This window comes from Bradyrhizobium sp. McL0616 (assembly GCF_049993385.1).
In the GTDB taxonomy this organism is placed as follows: domain Bacteria; phylum Pseudomonadota; class Alphaproteobacteria; order Rhizobiales; family Xanthobacteraceae; genus Bradyrhizobium.
This window is the reverse complement of record NZ_CP188255.1, coordinates 6,543,426-6,556,790: the sequence shown is the minus strand read 5'-3', so window position 1 is coordinate 6,556,790 and position 13,365 is coordinate 6,543,426. Positions and strand designations below refer to the sequence as shown.

The 13,365-nt window shown below is 64.5% G+C and carries 10 protein-coding genes; 2 read left to right on the top strand and 8 right to left on the bottom strand.

Annotated features, from left to right (window positions below; all coding sequences use genetic code 11):
- Positions 1-50: 50 nt before the first annotated feature.
- The 4 genes from ACPPVR_RS31595 to ACPPVR_RS31580 all read right to left on the bottom strand — a co-directional run bounded on the left by ACPPVR_RS31595 (position 51) and on the right by ACPPVR_RS31580 (position 4,012).
- Positions 51-1,295, bottom strand: a complete 1,245-nt coding sequence (locus tag ACPPVR_RS31595) for an MFS transporter (protein WP_426610447.1) — start codon at positions 1,293-1,295, stop codon at positions 51-53.
- 90 nt (positions 1,296-1,385) lie between these two features.
- Positions 1,386-1,643: a DUF1127 domain-containing protein gene (locus ACPPVR_RS31590; RefSeq protein WP_426610446.1), complete on the bottom strand. Its 258-nt coding sequence runs from the start codon at positions 1,641-1,643 to the stop codon at positions 1,386-1,388.
- Between the two features lie 138 nt (positions 1,644-1,781).
- Complete coding sequence (locus ACPPVR_RS31585; protein ID WP_426616222.1) at positions 1,782-2,792, bottom strand: alpha/beta hydrolase; 1,011 nt, start codon at positions 2,790-2,792, stop codon at positions 1,782-1,784.
- A 566-nt stretch (positions 2,793-3,358) separates the two neighbouring features.
- Complete coding sequence (locus ACPPVR_RS31580; RefSeq protein ID WP_426610445.1) at positions 3,359-4,012, bottom strand: hypothetical protein; 654 nt, start codon at positions 4,010-4,012, stop codon at positions 3,359-3,361.
- A gap of 425 nt (positions 4,013-4,437) precedes the next feature.
- On the opposite strand from ACPPVR_RS31580, the gene ACPPVR_RS31575 reads away from it, so the two are divergent.
- A complete protein-coding gene (locus tag ACPPVR_RS31575; RefSeq protein WP_426610444.1) occupies positions 4,438-5,421 on the top strand; it encodes a Bug family tripartite tricarboxylate transporter substrate binding protein in 984 nt (327 codons plus the stop codon).
- 161 nt (positions 5,422-5,582) lie between these two features.
- Here the strand turns inward: ACPPVR_RS31575 and ACPPVR_RS31570 are convergent, their stop codons facing one another.
- The 4 genes from ACPPVR_RS31570 to ACPPVR_RS31555 form a co-directional block, all read right to left on the bottom strand.
- On the bottom strand, positions 5,583-8,123 hold the full coding sequence (locus ACPPVR_RS31570) for an ATP-binding cassette domain-containing protein (RefSeq protein WP_426610443.1): 2,541 nt from the start codon (positions 8,121-8,123) through the stop codon (positions 5,583-5,585).
- Complete coding sequence (locus ACPPVR_RS31565) at positions 8,120-8,995, bottom strand: branched-chain amino acid ABC transporter permease (protein WP_426610442.1); 876 nt, start codon at positions 8,993-8,995, stop codon at positions 8,120-8,122. Before ACPPVR_RS31565 ends, ACPPVR_RS31570 begins: the two co-directional genes overlap by 4 nt.
- A gap of 19 nt (positions 8,996-9,014) precedes the next feature.
- The gene (locus tag ACPPVR_RS31560; protein WP_426610441.1) at positions 9,015-10,259 is read right to left on the bottom strand and encodes an ABC transporter substrate-binding protein; all 1,245 of its coding nucleotides are present in this window, start codon (positions 10,257-10,259) and stop codon (positions 9,015-9,017) included.
- Between the two features lie 141 nt (positions 10,260-10,400).
- Positions 10,401-11,312, bottom strand: coding sequence for an IclR family transcriptional regulator (locus ACPPVR_RS31555; RefSeq protein WP_426610440.1), 912 nt, complete (start codon positions 11,310-11,312; stop codon positions 10,401-10,403).
- Positions 11,313-11,539: 227 nt separating this feature from the next.
- Between ACPPVR_RS31555 and ACPPVR_RS31550 the strand changes: the two genes are divergently transcribed.
- Positions 11,540-13,339 (top strand): thiamine pyrophosphate-binding protein, encoded by a 1,800-nt coding sequence (locus ACPPVR_RS31550; protein WP_426610439.1) that lies wholly within the window; start codon positions 11,540-11,542, stop codon positions 13,337-13,339.
- The last annotated feature ends 26 nt before the right edge of the window (positions 13,340-13,365 follow it).

Here is a 13,365-nt window from a genome sequence, read left to right as displayed (position 1 = left end):
GATGCAGATTGCGCGTCAGCATCTCTCGCGGCACCGCGTTTCGCAAGGGCTCAGACAGGCCGCGTATAGACCAGGAAGATCATCACCCCGACGAGAAGCGCCGCCGCCATGAACAGCAGCACCGCCGGCAGGCCCGCGAATGCCGCTACCGCGCCGGTGATCGACTGCATCAGAGCCGTGCCGAGGAAGAAGGCGAGGTTCACCGCGGCCAGCGCTTTGCCCGCGGTCTGCGCGTCGACCAGTTGCCGCGACATGCCGAACAGCAGCGGTTGCGCCGAGGTCGCAAGGCCGATCAGTACGAACAGCACCAGGTCATATTGCGGCGGCATGACTGATACGCCGAACAGCCATGCAACCGCATAGTGCGGTGCGCCGAGCGCCATCAGCGCCACCAGCAGCGCCGCGATCGCGTGCGTCCCGGCGACCAGTTCGCGGCGGCGGCCGACCTTACGGTCGATCATGCCGATCAGAAGCGGCCCCGCGATCATGGCGAGCGTGAACGCGCCGAGCTGGTTGCCGGCCTCGATCCGCGACAATCCCTTGACCTGCATCAGCCACGGCCCGCCCCACAGGCCGCGCAGCACCAGCGAGCTTGCAAGCGATACCAGCGCCAGTGCGATCAGCCCGCGCAGCGGCCGCGACAGGCCGAGCCGCAGCACCTCGATCATCTGCGACAAGGGAGAGGAGTTGTCCTTGTGCTCGGCCGGCTGGTTCGGCACCAGCACAAACACCGCGAGCGCCACCACGACGCCGCCAAGGCCTGCGATCCAGAACCCGGCGCGCCAGCCATAATGATCGACAACGAAGGCGAGCGGGCTCGACGACAGCAGCATGCCGATATTGCCGATCGAGAGGATCGCGCCGGACCACAGCCCGAACCGCGCGGCCGACAATTGCTTGGCCGCCAGCGTCATCGGGCACATCAGCATGCCGGAGGTCGCGATCCCCAGCATCAACTGCCCGAATGCTAAACTCTCAGGCCCCGTCGCAAAGCCCGACGCGACGGCGCCGACCACGGTTCCCGCAAGCAGGCTCAGCGACACCGGCCGCACGCCAAACCGGTCCATCGCGGCCCCAACCGGGATCTGCGCAGCCGCAAAGGCGAAATGATAGACCGAGGTCAGGCTCGCCAGCGCCTGCGGCTCGATTCGAAAATCCGCCGCCATCAGATCGAGGCTGATCGCGGGTATGGTGCGCAGCAATGTCGACAGCATGTGCCCGCAGGCCAGCGCAACCAGCGCAAAGATCAGCGCGCGGGCGGCGTTTCCCGCGTCGTCGGTGGCAGCGGTCGTCATCAGCGTCCCGTCCCAAGAAGGTTTTGGGTGGGGTTACACGATCAAGCGGCCAGTGCCAACCTCAGGAGGAATAGCGGGTCATTGTGCCCGTCATAGGCTGTGGCGCCACGCTTCGAGGTACAATGTAGACCTGCGCACCTCTTCAACGGTGGTCCTCGACAGGCCCATGTCGGCGAGCAGCCGATCGTCGAGGTCGAGAAGTTCCTTGTACTGGCGCCGTCGGTCCCACGCGCAAACTATTCCAGCCAGCCACGCAAGCGGGGTCTTCCACCATCTTGCGTCGGAAAGCGACAGTGATGGCGGGTTGATGATGCAAGTCGAATTGGAAGCAGTGCTGCCGCAAGACATGTTTCACCTCCGTACGGAGCGAAACAACACTTGGCTGCAGGAGCTCATCGGGCGGTTGTCAATGTCCCGAGCGATTTATGTATCACATCCACCTCGGGTGCTCAAGCGATGGTCAGGAAGCAATCAGCCTGCGTGGAGCTACTGTGATGCCGCGCCTGCTGCCGGACGCCGCGACATGTCCTCGGCAAGTTGCTGACCCTGGGCAAGCCTGCGCTCGATCATGCCCATGACGGTTGTCGCGTCCTCAAATGCTCTCGCATGCGCGCGTCCTTGCAGATGGGTAATGTCGAACACAATGATATTGGCGTGCGCCAGCTCGCCCTTGTACGGTTCTTCTTCCGGATTGACACCGCCGAGCCGGGTGAGGCCGCCCGCGATCGACTTCGACAGTTTCAATGCGCCGTCATCCTGCGACAAGAACAGCGCAAAGCGCGGCCGGGACGATCCCATTTCGTGGATCTGTTCGCGAAACGCCTCGAACTCGACATCGGGCGCAACCATCGCCACGTTTTTTATCTTGCCGCCGATCTTGCCCGATCGGCGTGCTCTGGCCTGCAAGGCATTCAGCGTGGGGAGGCATCCCATGGAATGGCAAAGCACTGTGACCTCGCGGACCGCAGGGTTGAGCGCGACCTGGTCGATCAACTCGTCCAGCGATCCGCTGGAGTCGCGCGCGACTTCGCTATCGCGCGCGTAGGCGCGCAGTCCGACGACGCCTTGCGAGGGCCAGGAGAACAGGATCGGAATGACCGGGGCCCGGGAGTCCTGCACGATCTGCGCGAAGCGATAGACCGCATCATCGAAGCGGTTGTTGAAACCGTGGATGAAGATCATCGCTTTGCTGCGGCGGCTCGTCCTGGCGACGCTGTTGACGGCGGCATTGAAGGCGGCCTTGTCGAGGTAGTCGGCCGACACCGTGACGAACTCGCGGCGCGGATCGCCGGGCGGCACCACCGGCCACTGGATCGCGCCGACGACGCGGGCCTCGTCGGGTGGAATCGAGACCGAGATCATCGCGTAGGACGTCGCGCTCGCGCGCTCGCGGCTGAACATGTCACCGGTGTCGGCGGCCGCGCGCTCCCGCGTCGTCGCAACCAGGACCGGCACGCGCGAGGTGCTCTCCGCGAACTCGACGCCCGGAACGAGCACGCCCTGCAAGGGGCGTCCCGCACAGGACGCGCACGCCAGAGACACTAACAAGGCGCTGGTCACGCGTCGACAGGTGCGCAGTGTGGCCCGAGAGCTCATGTTGCGACGAACAATGCGAATTGGTCCGTGCCTCGATTTTTCGCGACCCCCGCCCAGTGCTGGACTATTGGGCCTCTCGTTGCTTGATTTAGATCAAGACCAGCGGGCCAGGGGGGCGGCCTTCGATCGAGGGCGGCTTCCTGGTGCTGATGGCCTGCTTGGTCCGGTTGGTTGCGTCCTTGAATTGGTCCATCAATGACCCATTGATAGCCATGCGGGCCATTAATAGACCGTTCGACGTTATTCCTTAGGCAAATCCGACGTCATCTCTCGCAGCAATTGCCGCGTCTCGGTCAGCAACGCCTGGACCCGTCTTCGTTCGGCAACCGCCACGCGGGCGAACAGCCCATGCTTCCGCGCATTCCGGTTTCCCCTTGGCGCCCCTGATCCGGCCGCGCCGCCGCGCGTCCTGGCGCCGCAGCGCGCGCTCGCCAGCATCGGGCTTGTGTTGCGGGCATGGCCATCCATCACGCGACGCCTTGCTCGGCCTCGACCTGTTCGCCGACGTCGCGGGTCGAGACAAATCCTGTGTCAATCGCCGCTGCCGCAGCGCTCGGTACGATGATCATACTCGCATGCTGCGTAACGTTCCCCACGATTGCCTTGCCGCCGTCCTGCACTGACAAATTCCGCACGGTGATCGCGCGCTCGCCATTGTTGCGGTGGCGGCTCAGCGCTTCGATCTGGGCCGCGAAGGTTCGAGCCAATCGAGCGAGTGCGCGCGTGACGCTCTCCTGCTGAGGAAGGTCGTCGATGAAGGCGAGGCGGCAGGCGGAGCGCATCGCCGCCACGTGGACAGACACCATCTGCGCCGCCAGCATGGCCTCGACGGAATCGCGCGGGGCGATGCTCTTCATCATCGAGATCATGAAAGCGAGGTTGGCTTCATCGGGCTTTTGGCCGATCAGGCTGGCCTTCACCAATTGCTTGAGCAGGCCATCCAGTGCGTCGCGGTCGACGGCGCCGAGTGCGTCGGCCAGCAGTTGCGCGCCGACGTGCGGGTCCGGATGGTCGATCGAAATTCGCCGGCGGGAGAGTTTCACCCGCGGGCTTGTGGCGAGGCCGGTGCGATCGTTTGCCGCAAGCGGCGCGGCGCTGTTGCGTGTCGGGGATGTCGTCATGTCGTGTCCTTTGCCGTGCAGGCATGTGCGTTCGGCGCGCGCGAGATCGATCGCGGCGCGTGAGCGTGATTTTCGGGATGTCGATGAGAGGCTTACGCGCAATCGGGTCGCGGCGCCCATGGCGGGGCGCGGTATGACGCTGACGATTGTTGCGATGGTGCCATTGTGCCGGTGTTTTGCCCGACGAGTCAAACGGCTTTGAACGATGTGCAAGCCCTTGATCCCGCGAGGGGCGGCTACTGTGCATGGGGTTGTTTTCGACATTTTTGTTTGGAGGTGGCGCGCACCTGCCGTGCGACGGAATTGCAGGGTATTGCGCGCGTCGAAACATGATTGCGAAAATCAGCGCGGCCGCTCATCATGATCTCTGGACGCGCCGGACCAACAACAAGAACAGGCGGTGCCGAGATCCCGGGAGAGAACGAATGCAACGAACGGCCCGCCTGCTGGCGCTCATCGCCGCACTCTGCGCACCTGCGCTGTCGACGCAGGCCGTCGCGCAAAAATATCCAACGCGGCCGGTCAAGATCATGGTCGGTTTCAGCGCGGGCGGTCCGGTCGACGTGGTCGCGCGAATCATCGGCGACCGGCTCGGGGCCAAGCTCGGACAGCCCTTCGTGGTCGAGAACCGCGCCGGCGCCAACGGCATGATCGCGGCCGAGGGTGTGGCGCATGCGGAAGCCGATGGCTACACGGTGCTCGCCTGCAACTCGTCCACGATCACGCTCAACAAGACGCTGTTCAAGGATATTCGCTACGACCCGCAACGCGATTTTGCTCCGCTCACCACCGTCGTGTCGGCGCCGCTCGTGCTGGTGGTCAATCCCGAGAATCCAAAGACCGCCGACATCAAGTCCGTAGCGGACCTCGTCGCGGCGGCAAAGGCCGCACCGGGCGCGCTCGCCTACGGCTCGGGCGGCAATGGCAACCTCGCCCATCTCGCGATGGAGCTGCTCGGCCAGCGCGCCGGCATCAAGATGATCCATGTGCCCTATCGCGGAGGTGCGGCATCCGAAGTCGGCATCCTCGCGCAGGAAGTGCTCGCTGTGTTCGATCCGCTCTCCGCGGTGCCGCTGGTGAGGGGCGGAAAGCTGCGCGCGCTCGCGGTGTCATCGGCCGAACGGTTGCCGTCGCTGCCTGACGTGCCGACCGTCGCGGAAGCGGGCTATCCCGGTTTCGACCTGTCGTTCTGGGTCGGCTTCTTCATGCCGAAGGCGACGCCCGCGCCGATCCTCGAGACGTTGCATCGGGAGATCATGGCGGCCGCCAAGGATCCGATCGTCGAGGAGCGGCTCGGCTCACAGGGCGTCGTGAGTGTGCTCAGCCCGGATGAGTATGCCGTGAAGATCGCGAAGGAGACCAGGGAGCTTGCCGAGGTCGTAGCGGCCGCCAACATCAAGGCGGAGTAGGGCTTGGTAGCGCCGCGGGCTCCTTAACCTCTCCCGCTTGCGGGAGAGGTCGGCGCGTAGCGCCGGGTGAGGGCTCTTTCCGCTTGGGGATTGTCTCGTTGCGGAGATACCCTCACCCCAGCCCTCTCCCGCAAGCGGGAGAGGGAGCGCACCTGTTTCCGTCACAGCCACAGGATCTGCTTGCGATAGCCGAGATCGTTGAGGAGCGGCGCCGCCGGCCCCTGATGGAACACGGCGCCTCGTTCCAGTGCAAAGACGCGGTCGGCTAGCGCCAGCACCAGGTCGAGATTGTGCTCGACGATCACGATCGACATGTGCCGGCGAAGCTGGTCGAACACCTTGAAGAGCTCTAGCGTCACAGCCGGCGCGAGGCCCTCAAAGGGCTCGTCGAGCAGCAGCAGGCGCACATTACCGGACATCGCACGCGCGACCGCGACCATCTGCTGCTCGCCGCCGGAGAGATAGTCAGCCGCGATATTCATCCGCTCCTTGAGGCGCGGGAAATATTGCAGGATCTGCTCTTCGTTCCAGACCACGCCGTCGCTGCCGTCGGTCTTGCGCGCGAGGCGGCCGAGCGCGAGGTTTTCGCGCACGGTCATGCCGGCAAACAGCCCGCGGCCCTGCGGCACGTAGCCGATGCCGCGCCGCGCGATGTCGGGGGCGGGGACGCCTGCGATGTCCGCGCCGCGATATCCGATCGTGCCTGAGGCGGCCGGCACGAGGCCGGCGATGGTCTTGAGCAGCGTCGACTTGCCGGCGCCGTTGCGGCCCAGCAACGCGACGATCTCGCCTTCGCGCACGTCGAGCGCGGCGTCGTTCAGGATGTGGCTCTTGCCGTAAAACGTGTTGACGCCGTCCAGGCGCAGCACGGTCTCGTGCGCGCCGGTGGCGTCCTCGCTGCGACGATGCTGGACGGCGGGAATGCCCTTGCCGGTATAGATCTCCTGCACGCGCAGATCGGCCCGCACCGCGCTTGGGCAGGCGGACATCAGCACTTCGCCCTGATTCATCACGGTGACGACTTGAGAGAAGCCGAGCACGCGGTCGATGTCGTGCTCGACGATCAGCACAGGGATGTTCGTCGCGATGTTCTTGACGAGGTTGGACACGCGCTCGCGCTCGGCCGCAGCCAGGCCCGCGAGCGGCTCGTCGAGCAGCAGCACCTGCGGTTTGGAGCCTAGCGCGATGCCGAGATCGACCAGCCGCTGCCCGCCATAGGAGAGCTCTCCGCCCTCGATCGCCTCGATGCCTTCGAGCCCCAGGAATTTGACCAGCGCGGCGGTCTCGGCATGGATGTCTTCGTAGGCGTCGATGTCGTTCCAGATGTTGAAGCGCATCGGGCGGCGCGCCTGCAGCGACAGGCGGAGATTTTCGTAGATCGGGAGTCCGCGAAACAGATTGGTGATCTGGAACGAGCGCGCCAGCCCCTGGTGGCAGATCAAATTCGCCGGCACGCCCGCGATGTCGCGGCCGTTCAGGCGGATCGTGCCTTGGTCGGGCGCGTAGAGACCGGAGACCAGGTTGAACAGCGTGGTCTTGCCGGCGCCGTTCGGCCCGATCAGCGCGTGGATCTCGCCGGCCGCGATTTTGATGCTCGCATTCTCGACCGCGCGGATGCCGCCGAACTTTCGCGAGACGCCGCTCACCTCGAGCACGGTGCCCTTCAATGCTTCGGGCCTCAAAAAGCTCGGCAACGGAAGGCCATCATAGATCTTGCGCCGGCTCATCGCGGCCGTTTCTTCGGGTGCGGGGCGGAAGCGCCGCATGATCAGCGATCCGATGCCGACGAGGCCGCCGGGCGAGTACATCACGAAGGCCACGAAGGTGAGGCCGAACCAGAACAGCCAGTCCGACGTCCAGATCGAGAACAGTTCTCTGAACAGGATGAAGAACACCGCGCCGAGCGCGGGTCCGAGCAGGCTGCGCATGCCGCCGATGACGACCATCGCCAGCAACTCGCCGGCGAACGGCACCGAGACCGCTTCGGCCGAAACGAGATAGTTCAGGAACGCGATCAGCGCGCCGGCCAGTCCAGTGACGACGGCGGAAATCACGAACACGGCGAGCTTGTAGCGCTCGACCGGATAGCCCTGGAAGCCCGCGCGCAACTGGTTCTCGCGAATCGCGACCAGCACATGCCCGAACGGCGAGCGCACCAGGCGCATCAGCACGTAGAGCACGGCGAGGCCGATTGCCGCGACCACGACGTAATAGTTGAGCGCGCCGTCGAAGCTGATGGGTCCGATGCCGCCGCGCTTCAGCCCGCCGAGCCCGTCCTCGCCGCCGGTGAGGCTGGTCCAGCGGAAGGCGGTGGTGTAGACGAGCGCGGCAAGGGCCAGCGTCAAAAGCGAGAAGTACACGCCGCGCCGGCGCAGGATCAGCATTCCGATCACGCTTGAGGCGATCGCGACGATGACCATCGACCCCAGCAGTGGCAGCCAGATCTGACCGGGGAAGAAGCGAAGCTGGATCAGCCCGGCGGCGTAGGCACCGATGCCGAACCAGGTGCTGTGGCCGAACGAGACGAGGCCGGTATAGCCGATGCAGAGGTTGAGCCCCATCCCCGCAATGGCAAGGCCGAGCATCCAGGTGCCGGTGTTGAGCGACAGGCCGAGCGCCCTCAGCAGGAAAGGCAACGCGATGACCGCAACGCCTGCGATCAGCAGCGGCCTCAGCCTGTCGATGGTCGAGGCGCTTCTCATTCGAACTTCTCGATGCGCTCGCCGAGCAGACCGCGCGGGCGCACCAGCAGCACAAGGAACATCAGGATGTAGATCGACGCTTCACCCGCCGCCGGCTCGAAATGGATGGCGATGCCGCGCACGACGCCGACGAGGAGCGCCGCAATGATCACGCCCCAAAAACTGCCGAGGCCGCCGATCACGACAACGACGAAGGCCACCGTCATGATATCGGCGCCCATCGCTGGATGCACCGTCGTGATCGGTGCAAAGAACGCGCCGCCGAGGGCGGCGAGACCAACGCCGAGCATGACGATCGCGGTCATGTAAGGCTGGAGGCGAATGCCGAGGGCTGCGACCATGTCCGGCCGCTGGATGCCGGCGCGTACCACGCGTCCGAACGAGGTCTTGTGCAGCAGCAGCCAGATCCCGACCATGATCGCCGCAACCACGCCGAGGATCAGCAGGCGATAGCGCGAAAACAGGAAGTCGCCGACGATGATCGAGCCGCGAAAACTTTGCGGGATTTCGGTCGAGACGGGCGCGGCGCCCCAGATCATGCGAATTGCCTGCTCGGCGACCATCGCCAGCCCAAAGGTCACGAGCAGGCTGAGGATTGGATCCGCCGTGTAGAAGCGGCGCAGGATGATGCGTTCGAACAGAATGCCGAGGAGGGCAACGACGAGCGGAGAGATCACGACGGACGGGGCGAAGCCGAGACGCTTTGTCAGTTCGACGCAGACATAGGCGCCGAGCGCGTAGAAGGCGCCGTGCGCGAGGTTGACGATGCCGCCGACGGAGAAGATCAGCGACAGCCCGAGCGCGATGAGCAGATAATAGCCTCCGAGCACGAGGCCATTCACCACCTGTTCCAGCAAGAACTCGAACTGCATGTTGCGTCCAAGCGGCGTGTCAGGCCTTCATCTCGCAGGGATTCTGTTCCCTGGTCGGATAGATCGTCTCCAGCGGATCGTTTGCCGCCGGCACCGCATCGCCCAGCACCAGCATGTCCCACTGGTCCTTCATCTGGTCCTTCGGCTTCACGGTGAAGGGATAGGCCTCCTGCACCAGCTGGTGATCCCACGAGCGGAAATAGGCCTTGCGCGCCTTCATGATGTCGAACTGTGCCTGCTTCTCGAAATAGGCGATCAGATCGTCGCTCGCGGTCGACTTGGTGGTGTTGATCGCCTCCGCCAGCAGCTTCAGCGTGACGTAGTCGATCCAGGCGTGGTTCTCCGGCGGCTTGCCGTACTTCTTGCTGAACGCCGCGACAAAGGCTTGGGAGGCCGGATTGTCCAGCGTGTGATACCAGACCGTCGGCCAGGTGCCGCTGAGGTTGCCCGCACCGGCCGCCCAGGCGTCGCCGGTGTTGAGATTGAAGCCGACCAGCGGGTAAGGAAAGCCGAACTCGGCATACTGCTTGACGAGATTTGTCACTTGATTGCCGGCGAGGTTGCAGCAGACCACGTCGGGCCTGGCCTGCCGCACTTTCAAGAGATACGGGCTGAAATCGGTGACGTCGGTCGCGATCAGCTCGTCGCCGATCAGGTTGGCGTCATGCGCACCGAAGAAGGTCTTGGCGGCCTTCAGCAGGTCGTGGCCGAAGATGTAGTCGGCCGTCAGCGTGAAGAACTTCTTGCCCTTCACCATGCCCTTCTGCGACAGCGCGGTGCCGACCGCGTTCACCATCACGGTGTTCGGGATGTCGCAGTGAAAGGAGTATTTGTTGCAGTTCTTGCCGCGCAGTGCGTCTGACCGCGCGCCGGTCGAGAAGAACACCTTCTTGTTGCGCTCGGCGACCTGCATGATGGTGAGCGAGGAGGCCGACGAGATCTCACCTAACAGCACCACCGCGCCGTCCTGCTCCAGCATGCGCTGCGCCTTGGTCGCTGCGGTTGCCGGGTTGATCGAGTCTTCCGAGAGCAGGTCGATTGGCTTGCCCAGAATGCCGCCCGACTGGTTGATCTCTTCGGCAGCGAGCTTCGCACCCAGCTGCGCGTAGCTGCCGATCACGCCGAGGAAGCCGGTGAGCGGCGTAAGGTGTCCGATCCGGATCTTCTCCGCCTGGGCCCGCACGATGGCCGGAAACCCCAGTGCAGATGCGCCGACAAGGGCTGCGCCCGCCTGCAACAACGTCCGTCTGCGGTAGCGGATCATGTCTGTCTCCTCCCGGGTGCATCGTGTGCCTCCCTTCAAAACCGAGTATCCGGTATTGTGAGAGAGCTTTTTCTAATGCTGGAGGATAATCCCGAACGCCGTCGCCGGTGTCAACCGGCAAAATCGCCGCTTGCGCGCGTCTCAGGCCTTTTGCGTGAGCACCTTCTGCGCCGCGCCTTTGGCGCCGAATTCGGCAGAGAGCCGGTCAGCCGCGGCCTGCACGACCTGCGCGCTGGCGTGCAGCGCCTGGTTGGAGAGCCGCCAGATCGGGCCGGAAATGCCGAGCGCGCCGATCACCTGCCCGGTGAAATCGGTGACTGGCACGGCGACGCAGCGCACTTCCATGTTGAACTCGCCGTCGTCGAAGGCGACGCCGGTGCGCTGCACTTCGGCAATCTCGCGCATCAGCGCGCCGACATCGCTGATGGATTTTGGTGTCGACGATTTCAGCTCCACGCGATCGATGAACCGTGTGAGTTGCTCGGGGCGCAGTGAAGCCAGGATGATCTTGCCGAGCGCGGTGCAATGGGCCGGGCGCACCACGCCGACACGGTCGGTCAGTTGGAACGCGCCGGGGCCGCTGGTGCGGGCTATGACGACCACGGCATCGCCCATTCGCACGGCAAAATGGCTGCTTTCGCTGGTCTGGCGCGACAGTTCCTCCAGCACGGGCGTAGCGACATTGACCATCTCGATCTCGTCGAGCGCGGATGCGGCGAGCGCGAACAGCGGCCGGCCGATGCGGTAGCGCTTGCTGTCCTTCTCCTGGCGGAGGTAGCCGAGCGAGACCAGTGTCTTGGCAAGATGAAACGTGGTCGAGTTGTGCAGGCCGACGAGCTTGCTGAGTTCCGCGAGCCCGATCCCTTCGCGATGGCGCGCGACCTCTTCGAGAATCGAAAAGGCACGGCCCAGCGACTGAACGCCACCGCCGCGCTGCTTGTCGTCAGCGTCATCGTCGCCAATGGCTTGCGGCACGGGGACCAGTTTGGCAATCGCGGCCTTGCGCGGGCTTGCAGGCTTCTCGCCGGTCGTGGGCTTGGTACGCGATTTCAAGGACGAGGCCCCCTCTTGTCGATCCATCATGACTCCGTCGTTGCGACAGTAGCACGCATCAAGCGCAGCCGTCGGCGCGGAGCTCCGCGTTTCCTCGGGGCAATAGCCTATCACAATATAAATTGACGTACAGCATTATGAGAAATAGGGTGCCCGCGGCCCAGCGATGACCGGCCGCGTTTCCGCATCGGTCCATAAGAAGTCGTGGGCCGCAGGGAGACGGGTTGATGTCGCGAAATATGCTCAACGGCGCCCAGGTCATTGTCGATTATCTGATCCAGGAGAAGGTGCCGCAGGTGTTCGGGCTGTGCGGCCACGGCAACATCCAGTTTATCGACGCGCTGTACGAGCGCTCCTCAGAGATCAAGACGATTTCCGTACATCACGAGAGCGTCGCCGGCTTCATGGCTGACGTCTACTATCGTGTCTCGGGCAGGCCGACCGCGACCTTCACCTCGTGCGGGCCGGGCTCCGCCAATCTGCCGATCTCGCTCGCGAACGCCTTCCTCGATTCCGTGCCGTTCATGGCGATCACCGGTAACGTGCCAACCAGCCAGTTCAATCGCGGCGCGTTCCAGGAGATGTACCGGCACTATCAGGCCGACTTCCCCTCCACCGTGCGCACGATGTGCAAGAAAGTGTTTCAGCCGACGCGCGGCGAGATGGTGCCGCTCGCTGTGCGGCAGGCCTGGAAGACCATGGTCACGGGGCGGCCGGGGCCGGTGGTGATTGACGTGCCCTTCGACGTCTTCATGGAGGCGGCTGCCGAGGAAGCGCCGAAGGCGAGCGAGTGGAGCGCCAATATCTCCAGCCGCTGCGGCGCTGATCCTGAAGGCGTCGAGAAAGCGGTCGACATGCTGCTCTCGGCGGAGCGGCCGGTGATGCTGGTCGGGCAGGGTGTGCGCTATGGTGGTGCGGCGGATGAGCTGCGCAAGCTTGCCGAACGGCTTCAGATTCCGGTCGCTGCATCGGCGAGCGGGCTCGGTGCGCTTGACGTCAATCATCCGCTCGCGCTCGGCCTCGTCGCACGCGCCGGGCATTATCAGGCCAATCACGCGACCCGCCAGGCCGACGTGCTGCTCGCGCTCGGCGTCCGCTTCGACGACCGCACCTCGAGCTCGTGGATCCCCGGCTATTCCTTCACGATCCCGCCGACGCGGTTGATCCACGTCGACATCGATCCCGAGGAGATCGGCCGCAACTATCCCGTCGCGCTCGGGCTGATGGCGGACGTTCGCACCTTCCTGCGCCAGGTCCATGCCGAGCTCGATCGCCGCGACAACCTCTTCAAGAAGTCCGATGCGCGAAAAAAATGGCTGGCGCAGATCGATGGCTATCGCAAGGAGTGGGACAAGTTCGTCGCGCCGGGCTTCTCCGACGACACCACGCCGATCAATCCGCAGCGCGCTGCGGCCGAGATCGACAAGGCGCTGCCGGAGGATGCCATCCTCGTCTCCGACATCGGCGTGCATCACAATTGGCTGCTCGGCTTCTGCAAACCGAAGCGGCCGGATTCGCTGATCGGATCGATGGGGTTTGGCCCGATGGGCTTCGGCGTTGCCGGCGTGATGGGTGCGAAATTCGCAGCACCCGATCGTCCCTGCGTGTCGGTGTGCGGCGACGGCGCCTTCTTCATGCATGCCAACGTGCTGGGCACAGCGGTTGAATACAATCTGCCTGTGGTCTGGGTGGTCTGGAACAATTACGCCTACGCGTCGATCCGTGGGCTTCAGCGCGGCTATCTCGGCGGGCGCGAGCTTGCCACCGACTTCAGGCACCCGGAGACGGGCCAACGCTACAATCCCGATTTCGCGGCGATGGCGCGCTCGTGCGGCGTCGAGGGCGTGCGCGTCGATCGTGCCGGAGATCTCGGCGAGGCGATCCGCAAGGGCATCGCCGCCAACAAGCCCTATCTGATCGATGTCGATATTGCGGCCGACATCAATCCAGTCGGCGCCGGCGTCTGGGAACTGCCGGGCCTTGGCCAAAGCAAGGCCGGCATCGGCACGCGCTTCCAGCCAGGCTAATCGCGCGGCCTCACCGATCAACAAAA

Excerpts from the sequence above, each read along its gene's own strand:
- ACPPVR_RS31595 (WP_426610447.1), bottom strand. The coding sequence starts at position 1,295 with ATGACGACCGCTGCCACCGACGACGCGGGAAACGCCGCCCGCGCGCTG.
- ACPPVR_RS31590 (WP_426610446.1), bottom strand. The coding sequence starts at position 1,643 with ATGTCTTGCGGCAGCACTGCTTCCAATTCGACTTGCATCATCAACCCG.
- ACPPVR_RS31580 (WP_426610445.1), bottom strand. The coding sequence starts at position 4,012 with ATGACGACATCCCCGACACGCAACAGCGCCGCGCCGCTTGCGGCAAAC.
- ACPPVR_RS31575 (WP_426610444.1), top strand. The coding sequence starts at position 4,438 with ATGCAACGAACGGCCCGCCTGCTGGCGCTCATCGCCGCACTCTGCGCA.
- ACPPVR_RS31570 (WP_426610443.1), bottom strand. The coding sequence starts at position 8,123 with ATGAGAAGCGCCTCGACCATCGACAGGCTGAGGCCGCTGCTGATCGCA.
- ACPPVR_RS31565 (WP_426610442.1), bottom strand. The coding sequence starts at position 8,995 with ATGCAGTTCGAGTTCTTGCTGGAACAGGTGGTGAATGGCCTCGTGCTC.
- ACPPVR_RS31560 (WP_426610441.1), bottom strand. The coding sequence starts at position 10,259 with ATGATCCGCTACCGCAGACGGACGTTGTTGCAGGCGGGCGCAGCCCTT.
- ACPPVR_RS31550 (WP_426610439.1), top strand. The coding sequence starts at position 11,540 with ATGTCGCGAAATATGCTCAACGGCGCCCAGGTCATTGTCGATTATCTG.